The 19529-nt window shown below is 34.4% G+C and carries 23 protein-coding genes; all 23 read right to left on the bottom strand.

Going from position 1 to position 19529, the window contains the following annotated elements:
- Positions 1-5: 5 nt before the first annotated feature.
- The 23 genes from Q0977_RS00740 to fliG all read right to left on the bottom strand — a co-directional run bounded on the left by Q0977_RS00740 (position 6) and on the right by fliG (position 19521).
- Positions 6-1154 carry a chemotaxis response regulator protein-glutamate methylesterase gene (locus tag Q0977_RS00740; RefSeq protein ID WP_119414304.1) on the bottom strand — a complete coding sequence of 383 codons (1149 nt, stop codon included), beginning with the start codon at positions 1152-1154 and terminating at the stop codon, positions 6-8.
- Positions 1155-2024 (bottom strand): MinD/ParA family protein, encoded by an 870-nt coding sequence (locus Q0977_RS00735; protein WP_124217260.1) that lies wholly within the window; start codon positions 2022-2024, stop codon positions 1155-1157. It abuts the gene before it with no gap.
- A complete protein-coding gene (gene flhF, locus Q0977_RS00730) occupies positions 2021-3142 on the bottom strand; it encodes a flagellar biosynthesis protein FlhF (protein ID WP_119414302.1) in 1122 nt (373 codons plus the stop codon). Before flhF ends, Q0977_RS00735 begins: the two co-directional genes overlap by 4 nt.
- The gene (flhA, locus tag Q0977_RS00725; protein ID WP_299509628.1) at positions 3142-5172 is read right to left on the bottom strand and encodes a flagellar biosynthesis protein FlhA; all 2031 of its coding nucleotides are present in this window, start codon (positions 5170-5172) and stop codon (positions 3142-3144) included. Before flhA ends, flhF begins: the two co-directional genes overlap by 1 nt.
- A gap of 23 nt (positions 5173-5195) precedes the next feature.
- Positions 5196-6281 (bottom strand): flagellar biosynthesis protein FlhB, encoded by a 1086-nt coding sequence (flhB, locus tag Q0977_RS00720; protein WP_299509625.1) that lies wholly within the window; start codon positions 6279-6281, stop codon positions 5196-5198.
- Between the two features lies 1 nt (position 6282).
- Positions 6283-7059, bottom strand: a complete 777-nt coding sequence (fliR, locus tag Q0977_RS00715; protein WP_119414299.1) for a flagellar biosynthetic protein FliR — start codon at positions 7057-7059, stop codon at positions 6283-6285.
- 4 nt (positions 7060-7063) lie between these two features.
- Positions 7064-7333, bottom strand: coding sequence for a flagellar biosynthesis protein FliQ (fliQ, locus tag Q0977_RS00710; RefSeq protein ID WP_119414298.1), 270 nt, complete (start codon positions 7331-7333; stop codon positions 7064-7066).
- A gap of 13 nt (positions 7334-7346) precedes the next feature.
- Positions 7347-8015 carry a flagellar type III secretion system pore protein FliP gene (fliP, locus tag Q0977_RS00705; RefSeq protein WP_124217255.1) on the bottom strand — a complete coding sequence of 223 codons (669 nt, stop codon included), beginning with the start codon at positions 8013-8015 and terminating at the stop codon, positions 7347-7349.
- Positions 8012-8680 (bottom strand): flagellar biosynthetic protein FliO, encoded by a 669-nt coding sequence (locus Q0977_RS00700; protein ID WP_124217254.1) that lies wholly within the window; start codon positions 8678-8680, stop codon positions 8012-8014. The genes fliP and Q0977_RS00700 overlap by 4 nt, the downstream gene beginning before the upstream one ends.
- Before the next feature lie 4 nt (positions 8681-8684).
- Positions 8685-9047 (bottom strand): response regulator, encoded by a 363-nt coding sequence (locus Q0977_RS00695; RefSeq protein WP_119414295.1) that lies wholly within the window; start codon positions 9045-9047, stop codon positions 8685-8687.
- A gap of 24 nt (positions 9048-9071) precedes the next feature.
- Positions 9072-10259: a flagellar motor switch phosphatase FliY gene (fliY, locus tag Q0977_RS00690; RefSeq protein ID WP_299509610.1), complete on the bottom strand. Its 1188-nt coding sequence runs from the start codon at positions 10257-10259 to the stop codon at positions 9072-9074.
- Positions 10252-11247, bottom strand: a complete 996-nt coding sequence (gene fliM, locus Q0977_RS00685; RefSeq protein WP_119414293.1) for a flagellar motor switch protein FliM — start codon at positions 11245-11247, stop codon at positions 10252-10254. Before fliM ends, fliY begins: the two co-directional genes overlap by 8 nt.
- A gap of 33 nt (positions 11248-11280) precedes the next feature.
- Positions 11281-11709, bottom strand: a complete 429-nt coding sequence (gene fliL / locus Q0977_RS00680) for a flagellar basal body-associated protein FliL (protein WP_119414292.1) — start codon at positions 11707-11709, stop codon at positions 11281-11283.
- Positions 11699-11920 (bottom strand): flagellar FlbD family protein, encoded by a 222-nt coding sequence (locus tag Q0977_RS00675; RefSeq protein WP_119414291.1) that lies wholly within the window; start codon positions 11918-11920, stop codon positions 11699-11701. The genes fliL and Q0977_RS00675 overlap by 11 nt, the downstream gene beginning before the upstream one ends.
- A 64-nt stretch (positions 11921-11984) precedes the next feature.
- Entirely contained in the window at positions 11985-12767 is a 783-nt protein-coding gene (gene flgG / locus Q0977_RS00670) for a flagellar basal body rod protein FlgG (protein WP_299509604.1), read from the bottom strand.
- 80 nt (positions 12768-12847) lie between these two features.
- Positions 12848-13228 (bottom strand): TIGR02530 family flagellar biosynthesis protein, encoded by a 381-nt coding sequence (locus Q0977_RS00665; protein WP_119414289.1) that lies wholly within the window; start codon positions 13226-13228, stop codon positions 12848-12850.
- A gap of 17 nt (positions 13229-13245) precedes the next feature.
- On the bottom strand, positions 13246-13929 hold the full coding sequence (flgD, locus tag Q0977_RS00660) for a flagellar hook assembly protein FlgD (RefSeq protein WP_299509602.1): 684 nt from the start codon (positions 13927-13929) through the stop codon (positions 13246-13248).
- Between the two features lie 3 nt (positions 13930-13932).
- A complete protein-coding gene (locus Q0977_RS00655; protein ID WP_299509601.1) occupies positions 13933-15303 on the bottom strand; it encodes a flagellar hook-length control protein FliK in 1371 nt (456 codons plus the stop codon).
- 32 nt (positions 15304-15335) lie between these two features.
- Entirely contained in the window at positions 15336-15959 is a 624-nt protein-coding gene (locus tag Q0977_RS00650; RefSeq protein WP_299509600.1) for a MotE family protein, read from the bottom strand.
- A gap of 4 nt (positions 15960-15963) precedes the next feature.
- The gene (fliJ, locus tag Q0977_RS00645) at positions 15964-16413 is read right to left on the bottom strand and encodes a flagellar export protein FliJ (protein WP_299509599.1); all 450 of its coding nucleotides are present in this window, start codon (positions 16411-16413) and stop codon (positions 15964-15966) included.
- Positions 16414-17739: a flagellar protein export ATPase FliI gene (gene fliI, locus Q0977_RS00640; protein ID WP_119414284.1), complete on the bottom strand. Its 1326-nt coding sequence runs from the start codon at positions 17737-17739 to the stop codon at positions 16414-16416.
- Positions 17740-17744: 5 nt separating this feature from the next.
- Positions 17745-18512, bottom strand: coding sequence for a flagellar assembly protein FliH (gene fliH, locus Q0977_RS00635; protein ID WP_124217250.1), 768 nt, complete (start codon positions 18510-18512; stop codon positions 17745-17747).
- Positions 18505-19521, bottom strand: coding sequence for a flagellar motor switch protein FliG (gene fliG, locus Q0977_RS00630; protein ID WP_119414282.1), 1017 nt, complete (start codon positions 19519-19521; stop codon positions 18505-18507). Before fliG ends, fliH begins: the two co-directional genes overlap by 8 nt.
- Positions 19522-19529: the final 8 nt, after the last annotated feature.

The raw sequence follows: 19529 nt of genomic DNA, 5'->3' as shown, positions 1-19529 counted from the left end.
CCCCCCTAAGGCAAATATCTCATTATAATAGTCGCAATATCATCAACATCTACTACTTCATCAACTAATCCTGTTGCAACAGCAGATTTAGGCATACCATAAACAACACTTGTATTGGCTGATTCTGCAACAGCAATGACATTACCTTTATTTTTTAAAGCTTGTAATCCTTTTGTCCCATCAGATCCCATGCCTGTCATAATAACAGCAATTTTATCAAAATCATTATAATTACTATTATCTTCAAACATAACATCTACAGACGGCCTATGACCTCCACGTGGTGGTTCAAGATTATCCAGTTCTATGCCATATGACATACCTATTTTGCGGATGCGCAAATGGTAGCCACCTGGTGCGATATACGCCACACCATCTTGCAATAAATCACCTTGCTCAGCCTCTTTAACGGTAATCTTGGACAAATGATCTAAACGATTCGCTAAAGATTTAGTAAAACCTGCCGGCATATGCTGAACGATCAATATAGGTGCTGATATATCTTCAGGCAATCGAGTAATCACTTCTTGTAATGCTCTAGGTCCACCAGTAGAAGTTCCAATCAGAACCATTTTCTTTGAGTGTGAGTTCCAACTTACTTCAGATTTTTTATTAACTACTTTTGAATGGTGCTCTTTATGAAATATTTCCGTAGTTGTATGAGTTGGTATTTTTTCTACTAGACTCTTAGATTTAGTTGTCTTTAACTCAACACTATGTTCTGCATGTCTTAGTTTTGAGACGTGTACAGTTACTGCGTTTTCCACAATTCGAGTAATTTCATCTTGAATCGTTTCGATGTCTAAAGAAATCGGACCACTTGGCTTTGCAATAAAATCGACTGCACCACTTGCCATTGCTTCTAAGGTTATTTGAGCTCCACTCTTTGTTGTACTTGATAGCATGACAACAGGAACTGGACATTCCTTCATAATGACTTTTAATGCCTCAAGACCATTCATCTCTGGCATTTCTACATCCATCGTAACAACATCTGGTTGCAACAATTGAATTTTTTTAATAGCATCTTTTCCATTTCGTGCTGTACCGACAACTCGAATATAGGGATGGTCTACAAAAAACTCTGAAATCATTTTCCTCATAAACGCTGAATCATCAACTATTAAAAGTCTCTTTTGTTGGTCGACTGACAACTAATCACTTCCTTTCGAAAAAATACTCTTTAATTTTGAAATAAACTTATTGGATGAATTTCCGATTACAACTTCACTAATGTTACCTTGCATATATCTAAATGTTATCTTTTTCAACGTCTTTGTAATTTGGGCATTTGGATATAAGATAGAAAAAGGAACTTGTTTTTTAACAGCTTGACGAACTAACTTATCCTCAGGCAATGAGCCTAACACAAAGACATCTTTTGATAAGAATCGAAACATTGTTTTTTTTAATCTATTCAATGTATCGGTACCTTCTTCACTTGTTAAAACCCTATTACATAATAAATAGAAATTTTTTTCTCTATCTTTGTAATGGATATATTTCATCATAGAATAAGCATCTGTAATTGATGTTGGTTCAGTTGTAGAAACAACAATAATATCTTCTACAGCAACTAATAAATCAAGTGACCAATTCGTAGCCCCTGCTCCCATATCAAACAAAATATAATCATAACTAGCTTGTAAATTTTCAAATGCTGTCAACAATCGATCAAACATTAATTCGGACCAATCTAACAATCCTGCAAGACCAGTCCCTCCAGATATATAATGTAAATCATTAGTTCCTTCATAGATAACTTGCTCTAATGTGACGTCTCCTTGCAAATAATCTTTTAAACTACTACGTGTTCCTTTACCTAATAGAATATGGATATTTCCCATTCCTATATCCATATCAACTATAATGACTTTTTTGCCACAGTTAACTAAAGTAATAGCGAAATTAGTAGTGAAATTACTTTTTCCTACACCACCTTTTCCACTTACTACGGCTATCGATTTCCCTACACTTTTACTTTGTTGCATTTTCATACGTAACGATTCAGCTTGGTCTCTCATTTGTTATCTCCTTGAAAAAGTAAATCTATAACATTTTTCACAGACCCTTCTTCAATATCTTCCGGTACTTCTTGACCATTTGTATAGTAAGCAAGTCCCTTCTTATATTTAACCATTAAATTGACTATTGAGCCAATAGTATTTGTTTCATCTAACTTTGTAAATATTAATTTTTCAACTGAAAATGCTAAGAATTGTTCAATTATTGTTGCCATATCACGTTCTTTTGCTGTTGTAGACAAAACTAAATAATTTTCGACATTTTTTTCAATATCAATTATTTGTTCCAAATCTCTTATATATTTCACTTCTTTATAATTTCTGCCGGCTGTATCAATAAATACTAAATCTAGATTTTTAAATTTCAGTAAGGCCATTTCGTAATCTGCTCTGCTATAAACAATTTCTACTGGAGCTTGTAGTAAGTTCGCATATGTTTTGAGTTGCTCAATTGCAGCAATACGATATGTATCTGTAGTGATAAAGCCTATTTTCTTTTTCTCTTTCAATACAGCATGTGCTGCCATTTTTGCAATTGTCGTAGTTTTACCAACACCAGTGGGACCTAATATATTTATATATTTCTTTTGATAAGAGATTCCTCCAAATGGTAAGTCCTTTAACAAATACGAAATTTGTTTTTTTGCCAACTCTTGCACTTCTTGTTCAGTTAAATTGTGTTTACTATTTTTCACAACCGTAAAGAGCTCATCACTTATCTTAGTGATGAGCTCGGGATCTATCTCCTGATACTCTAATTTCTCTATAACAGTTGATAATTCATCCGGATATTGTACACTTGCTGATTGATGTTTCATAGATTGCATCATTTTCTTTAAATCTGCTAGTTCTTGTTTAATCTCATTTGTTTTGTCTTCTGGAACTTTTGAATCTAACATTATAGGTTTTTGAATCGGTTTAGAAGGGTATAACATTTCGTTTCTATCCGCACGTTCAACACCTGCTATTACCTCAAAACTTTTCTTTTTAAACATTCCTAAAAAACCTTTAGAGTATACAACTTTTGAACTTGCGATAATCGCATCATCACCTAAATCGGCTTGTACCTTTTTCATCGCAGTAGCCATTGAAGATGCTATATATTTTTTCATTTTCATTAAACGTTCACCACTCCAACACTTTGAATTTCAATAGACGATTCAAGTTCATTATACGAAAGAATTGGAATTTGAGGGAAGTATCTTTCCGTCAATTGTCGTAAATACATTCGAACTGCTGGTGAGCATAAGATAACAGGTGATTGTTCAAATAGTGCAATACGTTCAACCTCTTGTGCGATTGACTCTAAAATAGTTTGAGAATCATTTGGTTCCATTGCTAAATAATTACCATGATCAGTTTGTTGAATACTATCAGCAATAATTTTCTCCACTTTTGCTGAAACAGTTAGTACTTTTAGTTCTGTTTGTCCACCAGCATATTGTGCAGTAATTTGACGTGCAAGTGATTGACGAACATATTCTGTTAATACATCCACATCAGACGTTAGTTTAGAATAATCTGCTAATGTTTCAAAAATAACCGATAAATTTTTCACTGAAACATTTTCTTTCAATAATTTTGCCAAAACTTTTTGAATTTCACCAATTGATAGCGGTGTTGGTGTTAATTCGTCCACTAATATTGGTGCTGTTTCTCTTAAGTGATCGATCAGTTGTTTTGTTTCTTGACGACCCAATAGTTCAGACGCATTTGCCCGAATAACTTCGGTTAAATGAGTTGACACAACACTAGGCGGATCAACTACTGTATAGCCCAACATTTCAGCTTCTTCTTTAACTTGTTCTGTAATCCATTTAGCTGGTAAACCGAACGATGGTTCTACTGTATCAATACCTTCTATAGAGTCGTCATCGCCAGGACTCATTGCTAAATAATGATCAAGTAATAATTCTCCATGAGCTAATTCGTTTCCCTTAATCTTAATACGATATTCGTTTGGTTGAAGTTGAATATTATCTCGAATACGAACAACTGGAATCACGATTCCTAGTTCAAGTGCTAATTGACGGCGAATCATCACAACCCTGTCAAGTAAGTCCCCACCTTGAGTTGCATCGACTAATGGAATTAAACCATATCCAAATTCAAATTCTATTGGATCTACGTTCAATAAGTTAACAACATTTTCTGGACTTTTTAGATTATCCGTTGTTTCAACCTCTTCTATTTGTTCAAGTTCTTCTATATCTTCTTTTGCGGCATGACTGATACGATACGCCACAATTGCTAATGCTGCTGCAACAGGAATCGTATAGATAATCTTAATAGGGGTTACAATTCCAAGGATAAATATAGTTCCAGCCGCTATGTATATTAATGTTGGATTAGCAAATAACTGACCTGTAATATCTGTACTTAAATTACCTTCTGAAGCAGCTCGAGTTACGACAATACCTGTTGCAGTCGAAATAAGTAATGCAGGAACCTGCGATACAAGACCGTCACCGATAGTCAATGTCGTAAACAAATGAACAGCATCAGAAAAATCCATACCTTTTTGCACAATTCCTATGATTAGTCCTACGATTAAATTGATTAGTACAATAATAATTGCAGCAATGGCATCACCTTTTACAAATTTTGTGGCACCATCCATTGAACCGTAGAAATCAGCCTCATTACCTACTTTTTCTCGTCGATGCCTAGCTTCCGTCTCAGATATAAGACCCGCGTTTAAGTCGGCATCAATTGCCATTTGTTTCCCTGGCATTGCATCTAATGTAAAACGTGCAGCAACTTCTGATACACGTTCAGCACCTTTTGTGATAACAATAAATTGAATAATGATTAATATTACGAATACCACTAAACCTACAATTACGTTACCCCCTACTACGAAGGTACCAAATGTTTCAACGACATTACCCGCATCTCCATCACTTAAGATTGCTCGAGTAGTCGATACGTTTAAACCTAAACGGAACAAGGTTAATAATAATAAGAGGGATGGGAAAATTGAAAATTCTAGTGCTTCTTTCATATTCATCGCTGTTAACAATACAAGTAGTGCTAGCGTAATATTGATAATGATTAAAAAGCTTATCAACCATGGTGGTAAAGGGATGATAAGCATTGCAACAACCATAATTACTGCAGCTAATACTCCTATGTCGCGAAACTTCATGTTTGTCCCCCCGAATTAGATCTTTATATTTTTCTTTTAACACGATATACATATGCTAAGACTTCAGCTACAGCTTTAAAAAATTCATCAGGAATATGTTGTCCAATCTCAACCTGATCGTACATAGCCCGGGCTAATGGTCTATTTTCTACCATCACCACTTCATTTTCTTTTGCAATAAATTTAATTTTCTGAGCGACGAAATCTGTACCTTTTGCAACAACTTTAGGCGCATCCATCGTTTCTTCATCATATTTTAATGCAATCGCATAATGAGTTGGGTTTGTAATAACAACATCCGCTTGAGGAACTTCTTGCATCATACGACGCATAGCCATTTCACGTTGTCGTTGCTTAATCTTAGATTTAATAAGCGGATCCCCTTCGGAATTCTTATATTCATCTTTAATATCCTGCTTTGACATTTTCAAGTTTTTTTCGTACTCAAATTTTTGATAAAAATAATCGAGTACCGCTATTATTAATAAGACAACAGATGCAGCTATTCCCATAAAAACTGTTAACTTCGATACAGTTATAAGGGTTGCCCCTGGTGTTTTAAATGACAAACTTAAAACATCATCAATATTCTTCCACAATATAGCTGTTGTGACAGAACCTATTAACGTAATCTTCAAAATAGACTTTAATAGTTCAATTAACGATTTTACAGAAAACATTCTCTTAATCCCTTTAACGGGATCAAGTTTAGTTAAATCGAATTTTAAAGGTTCTGCAGAAAACAAAAAACCAAATTGTAGAAAGTTCCCTGCAATACCTGCAATCATTGCAATCGCCATGATTGGTAATATAATTACTGCCATTTCTGATAAAACGTCTTTGTATATTTTCACAACTAGCTTGATTGATAAAGTATCGATTAGCATATATTTTGAAAAGGTCTCATTAAAAAAGGACATTATCCCATCTCGCATAGAAGTTCCTGCTATCATTAAAAATAAAAAAACTGAAAGCAAAACTAAAGCACTTGTTACATCCTGACTTTTTAATACTTGCCCTTTTTTACGTGCATCTTGTCTTTTTTTAGGTGTTGCTTTTTCTGTCTTTTCTCCTGCGAAAAATTGCAAGTCTAGTTCGAGCAATTGCATCTTATCCACCACCTAAAAGCACCATAAAATCTCGCATACTAATCATCATAAAATTGAAAAGCTTTTGCATTACCGCAACCATAACGCCCATCATTACAATTAGCACAATAAAGCTTACGCCAATTTTCACAGGAAAACCAACGACAAATATATTCAATTGTGGAACTGTACGTGCTGTTATACCCAATGCTATATCTACTAAAAAAAGTGTAGCTACAATTGGAACAGACATTTGAAATGCAATTCCAAAAAGAGTTCCAAAAGTTTTAAGGATAAATCTAGGTAAATCACTAGAACCAAAAGCAGGCCATACATGATCCATTGGAATATATTGATAACTATAAAAAATTCCATCTAATAGTAAATGATGTCCATCTGTGCCGATTAAAACAAGAAGAGCTAATGTGTTAAAGAATTGACCCATTAATGGACTTTGTGCTCCTGTTTGCGGATCAATTACATTCGCGATTGCGAAACCCATTTGGAAATCGATAAAACCACCTGCAATTTGAATAGCAGACATTATCAAATATCCAATAAGACCTATAGAAATACCTACAACTGCCTCTTTCAAGATTAACAATATGTATTCTCCATCAATATCAAATGGTTTTACATCCAACGTATAATACATCATCCACGATAAAACCACTGCCAATGTAATTCTAACTTTCGTTGGAATCGTTTTATAAGAGAAAAAAGGAACAGTAACAAAAAACGCAGAGATTCTAACAAGAATAAGAAGAAAGATGGTTAATTTCGGGACTAATTCTTCCATTTGCTCACCCTATAAAACGTCCTAAATTTTCAAATATATCTTTTGTATATGAAGTCATTTTCGTAAGCATCCAAGGGCCAAAAAAGATAATAGCAATTAGTACTGCAATAATTTTAGGTACAAAAGCAAGCGTTTGTTCTTGAATTTGTGTAGTCGCTTGAAAAATACTAACTAAAAGACCAGTTACTAATGCAACAAGTAATAATGGACCTGATGTTAGTAGTATTACTTTAATCGCTTCTTCTGCAACTTTAATGACTGTTTCTGCTGTCATAACTTTTCATCCCCTAAAAGCTTTCTAATAGTGATTTCACAACAAGATACCAACCATCTACTAATATAAATAATAATATTTTGAATGGTAAAGAAACCATTACTGGTGGTAACATCATCATCCCCATCGACATAAGGACACTTGCAACAATCATATCAATTACTAAAAACGGTATAAAAATCATAAAGCCCATTTGGAACGCCGTTTTCAATTCACTAATCGTAAATGCAGGTACCATTGTTGTAAGTGGGATTTTTTCAATTGTCTTTGGACGTTCTTTTGCACCAGAATACTTTAGAAATAAATCTAAATCTTTTTGTCTCGTATGCTTACTCATATATTCTTTAAATGGTTTACTAGCTTTTGAGTAAGCTTCATCCAGTGTGATTTTTTCGTCGAATAATGGTTGTAATGCATTTTTATTTACATCTTGAAATGTTGGGGCCATGATGAAAAATGTCAAAAACAAAGCTAAACCTACTATTACTTGGTTCGGTGGCATTTGCTGTGTTGCCAATGCCGTACGTACAAATGATAAGACAATGACTATTCTAGTAAAACACGTCATCAAGATTAAAATACTTGGTGCTAACGATAAGACAGTTAGCATCAACATCAATTTAACTGTTGTGGAGACATTTGCTGGATTGCTATTGGAGAAGTAATTAACAAAATCACTCATTTATTTTCCCTCTCCTTCTGCTTCCATTCTTCTAATTCCTTTCGACGATCCTGTTGAATCTCTGTTAATCTTTGTTGAAACTCTTCATTAAAATCTTTGTTTGATGAATCAATTTCTGATTCAGGATGTTTTCTTTTAAATTTTGACATCATTTCTGCAATGTATGGTACTTGTGCTGTAAGCTCTTGCTTTTCATTGTATAGATTTAATAATTGAGCTTTCTCTTCTTGCGCAGTAACTTCTTTTAAAATATTCACATCATCACCAACTCCAACCAGATACAATGAATCTCCTATTTTTAGTAGTTGAACTGACTTTTGTTGGCCTAGTGAAATTCCGCCTAAATTTTGCATTAACTGACTTTGTTGATATTTGTTGTTGCGACTATTTACAAATTTAAGAACACCGTAAAGTAATGCAATTACAAAAATTAGTGCTAATACCATTTTGATATAATCCCATGTAGACAAACCGACAGCTGTCGATTGATCTTTTGGATCGACAGCTGGCGTATCATCCTTACATTCTTTAGGATTCTTATAACAATCATTCACAGAATTATTGGACTCCGCATAAACAATATTATCCTGTTGAATTGGTTGGTATGAATAAACAGTAAAAAATGATGCAAACAACATCAACTTCAATATTGTTCTATAAAACATTCTATTAACCTAACGCTTTTTGAATAGCTTCAATAACTCTATCAGCTTGGAAAGGTTTTACGATAAAGTCCTTCGCACCAGCTTGAATAGCATCAATAACCATTGCTTGTTGTCCCATTGCTGAACACATAATAATAATAGCACCTGGATCTTTTTGTTTAATTTCTTTTAAGGCTGCAATACCATCCATTTCTGGCATGGTAATATCCATCGTTACAAGATCAGGTTTTAATTCTCCATACTTTTCAACTGCTTGTGCACCGTCACTAGCTTCACCTACTACTTCAAATCCGTTTTTAGTCAAAATATCTTTGATCATCATGCGCATGAATGCTGCATCGTCTACTATTAAAATACGTTTTGCCATGATTAACTCCTCCAAAATGAATTACTATTTAAGATTATTAAGACGATCCGCCTTACTTAAGATGTCTGTAATGCGAACACCGAAGTTCTCATCGATTACAACAACTTCGCCCTTAGCTATTAGTCTACTATTAACTAGTATATCTACTGGCTCTCCAGCTAATTTATCTAGTTCAATAATAGAACCACTTGCTAACTCTAAAATTTCTTTAACGGAACGCTTCGTACGTCCTAATTCAACAGTAACTTGTAATGGTATGTCAAGTAGCATATCTAAATTTCTAGCTTCTGATTGATTTAAACTTGTATTTTCGAAGCTTGTAAATTGTGCTTGTTGAACATTTACAGGTTGTTGAGGTGCACGTTGTTGCATATTGACGACTGGTTGTTCATAAACTGGTTGAGTTGATACTTGTTCAGCTTGAACTGGCTTTTGCATTTGTGGTGCATTAGGCATAACCTGTTGTTGAACTGATGGTTCTTCTTGAACAGCAGTTGCTGTTACGGCTACTTCTTCTTGTTCAGGATTCATTAATTGATGAACCAAAGTCTTACTAAATTCTAATGGCAACAATTGCATAATATTTGAATCGATTAAATTACCAATCTTTAATCGGAATGAAACTTTTACAAGTAATTCATCTGATGGAATATTTTCTGTTCCTTCATTTTGAGAAATATTCATTAGATCGATTGTTGGTGGAGAAATATCCACTTTCTTGTTAAAGATCGTTGACATGGATGTGGCTGCTGAACCCATCATTTGGTTCATAGCTTCTTGAACAGCGCTTAAATGAATTTCCCCTAAATCTTCTGAAGGTGTTTGACCATCTCCACCTAGCATTAAATCAGCGATAATTGCTGCATCAGCTTGTTTGATGACAAGTAAATTGGTGCCCATCAAACCAGTTGTATATTCAACTTGAATCGCTACATATGGATGTGGAAATTCTTCTTCCAATTTATTTCGATTTATCATACTAATTGTTGGTGTTGTAATTTCAACTTTTTGTCCTAGTAGGGAAGATAGTGCAGTTGCAGAACTTCCGAAAGAGATATTTCCAATCTCACCTAATGCATCTTGAGACATTGAATCTAAATAATCACTCACATTAAAACTATTTTCCTGAGAAGACGTTTCATCATCTGTATCGATAGATTCGCCTCTTAACAGGGCTTCAATTTCTTCTTGTGATAACATATCATCACTCATCATCGTCTCCTCCTTTCAAAGACTCTAATACTTGTACAGCCATACTTTTTTTCAACTTACCCGGTTGAACAGTAAATTTAGGGATACCGCCTACATTCAAAATTAACGGTTGACTAATTTTTTGATTGAGTTGTACAACATCACCAACTTGCATCAAAAGGAAATCTTCAATACTAATTTCAGTATTTCCTAGTTCAGCAATAACTTCCAAATCAGACTGTTTCACTCGTCTTTCAATAATTGCTGCTTGCTCTGGTGATACTTCTTTTTTGTTGGATTGCATCCAATAGCGAACAGAGAGATTTGGTACGATTGGTTCTAATACAACATGAGGAATACAAATATTAATCATACCACTTGTTTCACCAATGATTGAATTAAAAGATATAACAACTACTGTTTCATTGGGTGAAATCATTTGTAAAAATTGTGGATTAACTTCAAGTTCCGTTAATATTGGATCTATGTCCGCAATGTTCGCCCAGGCCTCTCTTAAGTTATCAAAAGAACGCTCAAACAGATTAGTCATAATCTTTGTTTCTATTTCTGTAAGATTATCAACATTACTATGACTAGCCCCAGTACCTCCCATTAATCTATCTAACATTGAATACGCAATGTTAGGATTGATTTCCATTAAAATGTTCCCATCTAAAGGTGGGACCTCAAATACATTGATTAAAGTCATATTGGGGATTGACCGTATGAACTCTTCAAATGGTATTTGATCGACTGATGCGACTGTAATTTGCACATATGTTCTTAGCTGAGCAGAGAAAAAAGTCGTTAATAAGCGTGCAAAGTTTTCGTGTATTCGGGTTAAACTTCGAATCTGATCTTTCGAGAAGCGGAGGGCACGTTTGAAGTCATAGACCTTAACTTTTTTTGACTCCTCTTCTTTCTTGATGTCATCTGCTGTCATTTCCCCGGTTGATAACGCCGATAAAAGCGCATCAATTTCGGATTGTGATAACACATCTCCTGCCATTTGCCCACCTCCATTTATGATTTTAAATACATATTATTGAATAATGTACGAAGTGAAGTATACTTGCTGAACTTCACCCTGTTGCATTAGCTCATTAATTTTTGTTTTTAATGTATTCGCAAGCATTTCCTTACCTTTAGTGCCATCAAGATCTTTCTTTGACATCTCTGACAATTGTTCTATTAAGATACTTTTAACTTGGAAATCCCGTTTTTTTAATTCTTCTGCTGAGTCTTTACTTGTTGTTTGGATTTTAAGTGCAATCTTAATATAGTTGTCGCCAGCTATATTCGTTGTTATTTCTTCAATGTCAACTGAAGACTCAACAATGTCATCTATATTCTGAACTTCAGCTGCTGTACCTTTATTTAACTGGGTTACAACAACTACTGCTACAACACCAATGAGTGTAATAGAAACCAAAATGATTAACATAATAGTTAATAACTTGTTATTCTTCATCTTCTTCACCTCTTAAGTACGGGTTTGATAGGAGTTGCACACTGCGATAAAATTCAATTATTTTTTTTTGAACTTCATCTTTCGTTTCTAACACAACATACTTTCGCCCGGTCGTTAACGTGATTGTCGTATCAGGAAACTCCTCGACCGATTCTATGTATAAAGCATTTAATGAGAACGGTTTTTTGTTTAGTTTCGTTAGAGCAATCATAGGATATAAGGGCCGGGTATCAAGAGCCGGCCCAGCCCCCTTCCATATCAATAAATTATTTTATTTAACGTTTTAGATTAACTAATTCTTGAAGAATTTCATCAGAAGTTGTAATAATACGAGAGTTTGCTTGGAACCCGCGTTGTGCAACAATCATTTCTGTAAATTCTTCGGATAAATCAACATTGGACATTTCTAGGAAGCCTGATTCAATTGAACCTCGTCCGTCAGTTTTAGGTGCACCAATTACAGCATCTCCAGAGTTATTAGATGGTTTATAATAATTACCACCTACTTTTGTCAGACCTCCCGTATTGGCAAAACGAGCAATTTGGATTGTTCCTGCTGGTACGAGTGTATTATTTTGAGTGTAAGAAACTGTACCATCTTGGCCAATTGTAATTTCTGTTGCATCAGTAGGTATTGTCGTTTCATTTTCCATTAATACTTTTTTACCATCTGCTGTCACTAGTGTGCCGGCACTATCTAAGTAGAAATTACCTGCACGAGTAAAGTATTGCTCATCTCCCTCTTGAACAACAAAATATCCGTCGCCTTGGATTGCGCAATCCAGTACTCGGTTAGTTGTTTGCATAGAACCTGCATCATGAATAGTATCAATTGCTGCAAGTTGTGAACCAAGTCCAATTTGTTTTGGATTTGTACCTCCAACAGTATCTCCAGGCGCTGTTGCACCTTGTGTTGTTTGCGAGATTAAATCTTTGAAGACTACGCGACCTTTTTTGAAGCCATAAGTGTTAACATTTGAAATGTTATTACCAATTACATCTAATTTTGTTTGGAAATTGCGAAGTCCACTAATTCCAGAATACATAGAACGTAACATAAAATGATTATTCTCCCTTCAATTATAGAGTGTACTACATCAATCATTCAGTAGTACTAGGCACCCTTAAAAGGTCCTGCCTATGCTAATACGATTGTTCCATCAATATTTGTAAATAATTGATCTTGAGCTTCTTGACGATCCATTGCTGTAATAACTGTTGCGTTTTTTGCACTAATTATAAGAGCTGCATTCCCTGTCAATACAAGTGAATCGTTGACGCCTTTGGCTTTTGCTTCAAATACTTTGTTGGTGATTTTTTCCCATTGTCCATCATCGATATGTATATTGCGCTCTTGAAGTCGATTAGTTGCATGTTTACTAACTCTCAATTGTTTTTCCCGTTGCTCTGCTAATAACTCACTAAACGTTGGAGTTGTTATTTGTTTTAAATTCAAAGTCTTTGGGTTATTTTTTGCATGAAACGGAAACTGGTGTTGAATATAGTTAACTGTTGACATCTCGGTCATCCTCCCTATTATTCAGAAATAGAGGATAATTGATCAGCTTTTACTTCCTTGCCATTTGATAATACAAAAAGAATGTTACCATCAGACGATTTTTTAACAGATTTAACACTAGCAGTCGTTTCTGTTTCCGTTTCAGATTTGTAAGCAACATTTTTACCAATTAATAAACTTGCTTCAACTAGTGAGTTTGAAGAAGAGTTTGAGTTTGTATTAGAACCATTAACTTCAGAAATATTTGCTGGTTCTAATGTTTTTCCATCTTCAAGTGTAATCTTCACGCTATCTCCAGAAAAAGCAATTTTGCTTACAATACCATTTCCTGTATTGATAATTGTATTTCCTTTTTCATCTTTTTTATCGCTTGCTTCGTGCCAAGTGACGTCTTTTCCGATGAAGCTATTATATTGCATTAGTTGTGATTGCTTGGCTATTTCGGATAAAGAATCTATGGATTTAGCAACATTTTGCATTTGTTCGAGTGAAGAGAATTGCGCCATTTGAGATATAAATTCTTTATCATCCATTGGACTAGTTGGATCTTGATTTTGCAATTGAGTAACAAGCAATTGCATGAATGCATCTTTATCTAAAGAACTATTGCCTGTTTTCTTGTCGTTTTTTTTATTTGCTAAATAATAATCCGACGTTATTGTATTAGAAGTTGCTGAACTTGTAGCAGTTGTTTCCGCCATTTTCTAAACCTCCAAATCCATTAAGATATCATTGAAGTTTGAGTCATCTTCATCGTTATCTTTTCGTTTTCTTTCTTGTTCTTCTGAATGCTGTTTAAAAGCTTGTTGGAATTGGTGCTGTTGCTCTTTATCAGCTCTGTTTGTTTCTGTTAATGCTTGTGCAACATCAATTCGATCTAATTGAATATTTTGGTTAACTAATCCTTGTTTTAACTGTTGAAGTTGACTTTCAAGCATTTGTTTTCCAATATTCGTCGATGCCAAGAAACGAGCGCTCATTACACCATCTTTTTGGATGAGTTCAACTCGGACAGAACCTAAATTTTCCGGATAAAGTTTAATTAATAACTTCGTACCTGCAGCATTATTTGAAAATTGACTACGATTCATGATTGCTTGAAATTCTTTTACAAAGGCTTCAGCTTGTGAAGCTTTGTTTGTAGGTAATGTTAATGTAATTGTTGTTGTTTTATTTGTAGTTGTTTGTATTGTACTAATATTTTCATTTGTATTTGCATCTACTAACTTAACATTCAGTTGTTGAACCTTATTAATCTTAGTTAGATTTGACTCTTCACTGGATAGCGATTGTTCCACCTTAGACGACAGTTGTGATAGCATCTCTTTAAGTTGGAATGTTTGATATTCTTGCTTTAACATTAAGTCAGTTTTAGGTGCTGTAATTTCTATAAGTTTTAAGACTTGTAACACTTGTGCAGCTTGTGTCTTAGAAATTTTAGCGTTTGAATCTTGCTTAATAGAAGAAAGTAAATTTTGCATAAAATTTAGCTGATTTTGATCAATATTCTCTAACATACTCCAAATATTTTCTGCAGTTGATTTATTGTCTCCTGTTAGCTGTTGAATCGCTTGTTGCAGGGCATTCTGATCAATTCCTAAAGTTTGTAGAATATTATCTAATGATACATCTGATTCTTTTAAATCTAATCCTAAAGCATCGCCTAATTGCCCTAATGATGATGCATTTAATATAGAAGAAAAATCATCGATAGAAGTAGTTTGTTCTTGCTCAGGATTGTCAACAAGTTTTGAAATGGAACCAAGTAAACCCTCTAAACCATTTGAATAATTAAATCTAAATCTACTTGATGCTTCTTCTGATTCCTTACTATCTTCAGTATCTTCTATGCTTTTGTTTGTTTGTATTTCTTGCGGATCAACTTTTTCTACATTTTGTTTTTTTGCAGTTATCTTGTCAGAAATATTATTTTGAGAGGCATTTTGTTCTTGTTTAGCAATTGAATCATTAGCCTTTGATAATATTTTTGAAAAGTTTTTATCGTGTGAAACTGCTTTATAAGAAGTAGATTTACTCTGCATAGTTTTTGATACTTTTAACGATTCTATATTCACATTTTCACCCCCTTTCAATTCAATTTAAAACATTAATTATTTTTAGAAAGTAATTCTGTATAATGTGCCGCTTTGTCTGAAGGCATTTTTTCAAGAATTGCCGCTAATGTTGCTGGTTTTAAACTTGATAAAATTTTCATAGCTTCTGCATCTTTCATATTTGTTATGACTGGTGCGGAAGCTTTTGGTGCCATATTTTCATATGTTTTGACAATATCGCTAAATTCTTTTCTTGTATCATCTTTGCCTTTTTCAAGCTTTTTGATTTGTACTTCTAATCGATGCTTTTCAATTTTTGTTTTAGCATTTGCACTTTTAGAATCCTCTACTTCGCCTTGCAATTTGGCTATTTCAGCTTCTTTTTCTTGAAGTTGCGCTTTTAAATCAGCTATTTGCTTTTCGTTATTAGAGTTTACCTTTTTAATATTGCTTGTTTTTTCAGTTGACGTTGAAGTACCAGTAATTTGTTTAGCTTTTTCAAAAACATTCGTACCAGTAACTTCTGCAGCAATCAGGAGAACAGCAGATATGAAAAGTAATGGTATTATTACCCAAAAGAAAATTTTCTGAATTAAACTCGGTTTCTTTTTTTCAACCACTTCTTCAACTTGTAATTTTGGCTTTCTTCCCTTTTTTCTAGGTTTTGTTGTTGCCATGTTCTCACCTAATTTCTTTGTTGTAATATGCTATAGATGAAAGTTCGTCTAATTCAATCATTTCTAATCGATCTTGTTCTTTGCGATATGATTGATAATCTTTTTCTTTCATCTTTTCATATTTACGACATTCTAATGATTTTTCTATTAGCTTCTCTTTATGCCATTCCATTTTTGAACGGGCTTGAATTACTTTTTGCTGTGTTTCATCTATTGATTTTTCGACACTGCTTAAAAAATTTGAATAATGATGGATTTCATCGATTGTTGATCCTTTTGCTAGTTTCTTCTCTTGGAAATCGATTAAATCTTCCTTTTTTTTTAGAAGTTTATACAGTTTAGTAGCTATATCCTCAAATGACTTTGTAGCATCCTTATAGGCCATTTCATTTTGGTCTTTTTCTTGTTGTTTTACTGTCATTACTTTATCAAAACGATATTGATAAGCCTGCATCTATTTAACACCGCCAGTCGATAATTTCACTAATTCTGCAACGCTATCTTCCATGCTAACTTTATCCATATATCCTTGTTTTAAATAAGATGTAATGAGTGGCTCATAATATATGGCTTCATCGATTTCTTTTGATGTCCCCTTCTTATAAGCCCCTATATTAATCAAATCCTCTGATTTCTCATATGTAAAATAGAGTTCTCTTAAATACTCAGCAGCCTTTACATGTTCAGGTGTTGCGATATGATTCATCAATCGGCTCACACTTTTTAAGATATTGATCGCTGGGTACTGTCCCTTATTTGCTAATGTTCTATCTAAAACAATATGTCCATCTAAAATTCCACGTACGGTATCTGCAATCGGTTCGTTCATATCATCACCGTCGACAAGTACAGTATAAAAAGCAGTAATCGAGCCTTTTTCATTTGTACCCGTTCTTTCTAGAAGCTTTGGCAATATACCAAATACCGATGGTGTATACCCTTTTTGAGCTGGTGGTTCACCAGTTGCAAGGCCAATTTCACGTTGAGCCATAGCAACACGGGTGACAGAATCCATCATTAACATAACGTTTAGTCCCCGATTTCGGAAGTACTCAGCAATTGCTGTTGCAGTAAATGCCCCTTTAATGCGCATTAATGCTGGTTGGTCTGATGTAGCAGCTACAACAATGGACCTTTTTAACCCTTCTTCTCCTAAATCTCTCTCGATAAATTCACGAACTTCCCGTCCACGTTCACCAATAAGAGCGATAACATTTAAGTCTGCAACTGTATTTCTTGCAATCATACCTAGTAGCGTTGATTTTCCTACACCAGAACCTGCGAAAATCCCTACACGCTGACCCTTTCCAACTGTTAGCATTCCATCAATTGCTTTTACCCCAACCTCAAGTATTTCATCTATCGGTGGTCTTGTAAGAGGATTAGGCGGATCTTCCTCTGTTTGAACTGTAGTTAATCCTTTTGGTAAACTACTACCATCTATCGGATATCCCATTGAATCAAGTACTTTTCCAATTAGTTCAGTACCTACCTTTACTTCTAACGGTACGCCTGTTCCTTCTACTAAGCACCCTATTGAAATTTCACGAAGAGATGTATAAGGCATTAGCACAACAATCTCATCTTTAAACCCAACTACTTCAGCAAGAATTTCCTGGTGACCATGTTTGACCGTATTGACATGAATTTTGCAGACATCTCCTATAGAGCTATCTGGTCCTTGGGATTCAATCATTAAACCAACTACTCTTGTTACTCGTCCAAACTTTTTGAACGTTTGAACTGAAGATATGTGCTCTAATAACTCTGCTGCTTTCATTGTCCTCAATCCACGCTTTCTAAAATTTCTCCAAGTTTTAGTCTTAACTCATTTAGCTGTTGGTCTATGCTAACGATGATTCTTCCATGATTTGTTTCAATATAACAATCTGTATCACCAATTTCTTCATTGACAAAGATCATAAAAGGAACACCTATAGGAAACATTTCACTTAACTCTTCACGATGCTCTGAAACGAGCCTGTAATATAGTGGAGAGACATATAATTTAATCTCTTTCATCTCTCTTGCTTCTTTTAATCCTTTTCGAACTATATCGATAAAACGTTCAGGATTTTCTTGCAAGGCTATTCCTAATATTTTTTCTGCAGAGCGAATAGCAATTTCAAGAATGACTTCTTCTTGTTCTTGCAAATATTGCTCTGCGTTTAGTTTAGATTGAATAATTGTATTATTGGCCAATTTAATATCTTCAGCCATATTAGCTTCTGCCTTCAAACGGCCTTCTTCAAGACCTTGCTGAAACCCTTCATCATACGCTTGCTGTTGCAATTCTAATTTTTCTTGCTGCCATTTTTGTTTTTCTTCATCTAACGCTTGATTTTTTTGAAAGCATTGTTGCTCAAATGCCTCTTTTTGGCTTTGTATTTCTTGATGCGCCTCACTCAAAAGTTTATTACGCTCTTCAAAAACATGTTCTAAAGTTATATCTTCCTCTACATTTTCATGTGTACTGAATAATTCTTGTATTTCAATGGTGCGGAAATTTTCTTTATAAGCCTTCGAATCTTCAAAACGGAAAATCTTAGACAATTACGTCATCCCCTCCACCACGAGCAATAATAATTTCACCAGCGTCTTCTAATCGGCGTGTAATTCCTACAATACGTGATTGGGCTTCCTCTACATCTCTCAAACGAACAGGTCCGATTACTTCCATTTCTTCTTTAAATGACTCGGCCATACGTTGTGACATATTCTTGAAAATGATTTCTTTTACTTCTTCGCTTGAAACTTTCATCGCTAAAAGTAAATCCTCGTTTTCGCAATCCCGAATAACACGTTGGATAGAACGGTTGTCGAGTGTAACAATATCTTCGAAAACAAACATGCGCTTTTTGATTTCTTCCGCAAGTTCTGGATCTTGTATTTCGAGTGCATCGAGAATTGTTTTTTCAGTTTGACGATCTACACCATTCAGTACTTCTACGACAGCATCTACGCCACCAGTCTCTGTATAGTCTTGCGTAACCGTTGATGACAATTTTCTCTCTAATACAGATTCAATTTCACTAATTACTTCTGGTGAAGTTGAATCCATAGTAGCTATACGTTTAGCAATATCTGCTTGAACTTCTTGAGGAAGAGATGATAAAATAACTCCCGCCTGCTGCGGTTCAAGATAAGACAAGATTAAAGCAATTGTTTGTGGATGCTCATTTTGTATAAAATTAAATATTTGAGCAGGATCTGTTCTACGTGCAAAATCAAAAGGTCTTACTTGTAAAGATGACGTTAAACGATTAATAATTGCTTGTGCCTGATCATTTCCGAGTGCCTTTTCTAATACCGTTTTAGCATAGCCAATTCCGCCTTGAGAAATATAATCTTGAGCAAGTGCTATATTATGAAATTCTTCTATTATTTCTTCTTTAATCTCTGGTTCAACTTTTTTTACACTAGAAATTTCTAATGTTAGTTTTTCTATTTCCTCTTCATTTAAATGTTTATATACAGCAGCTGATACCTCTGGTCCTAAAGAAATTAATAGGAGTGCTGCTTTTTGTTTTCCTGATAGACCTTTTTCTTTCTTAGCTACCACAGCTTAAC

It is taken from the genome of uncultured Rummeliibacillus sp. (assembly GCF_934216135.1).
Classification (GTDB): Bacteria; Bacillota; Bacilli; order Bacillales_A; family Planococcaceae; genus Rummeliibacillus.
The sequence above is the reverse complement of the archived record's forward strand: the minus strand, read 5'-3'. Positions and strand labels throughout refer to the sequence as shown.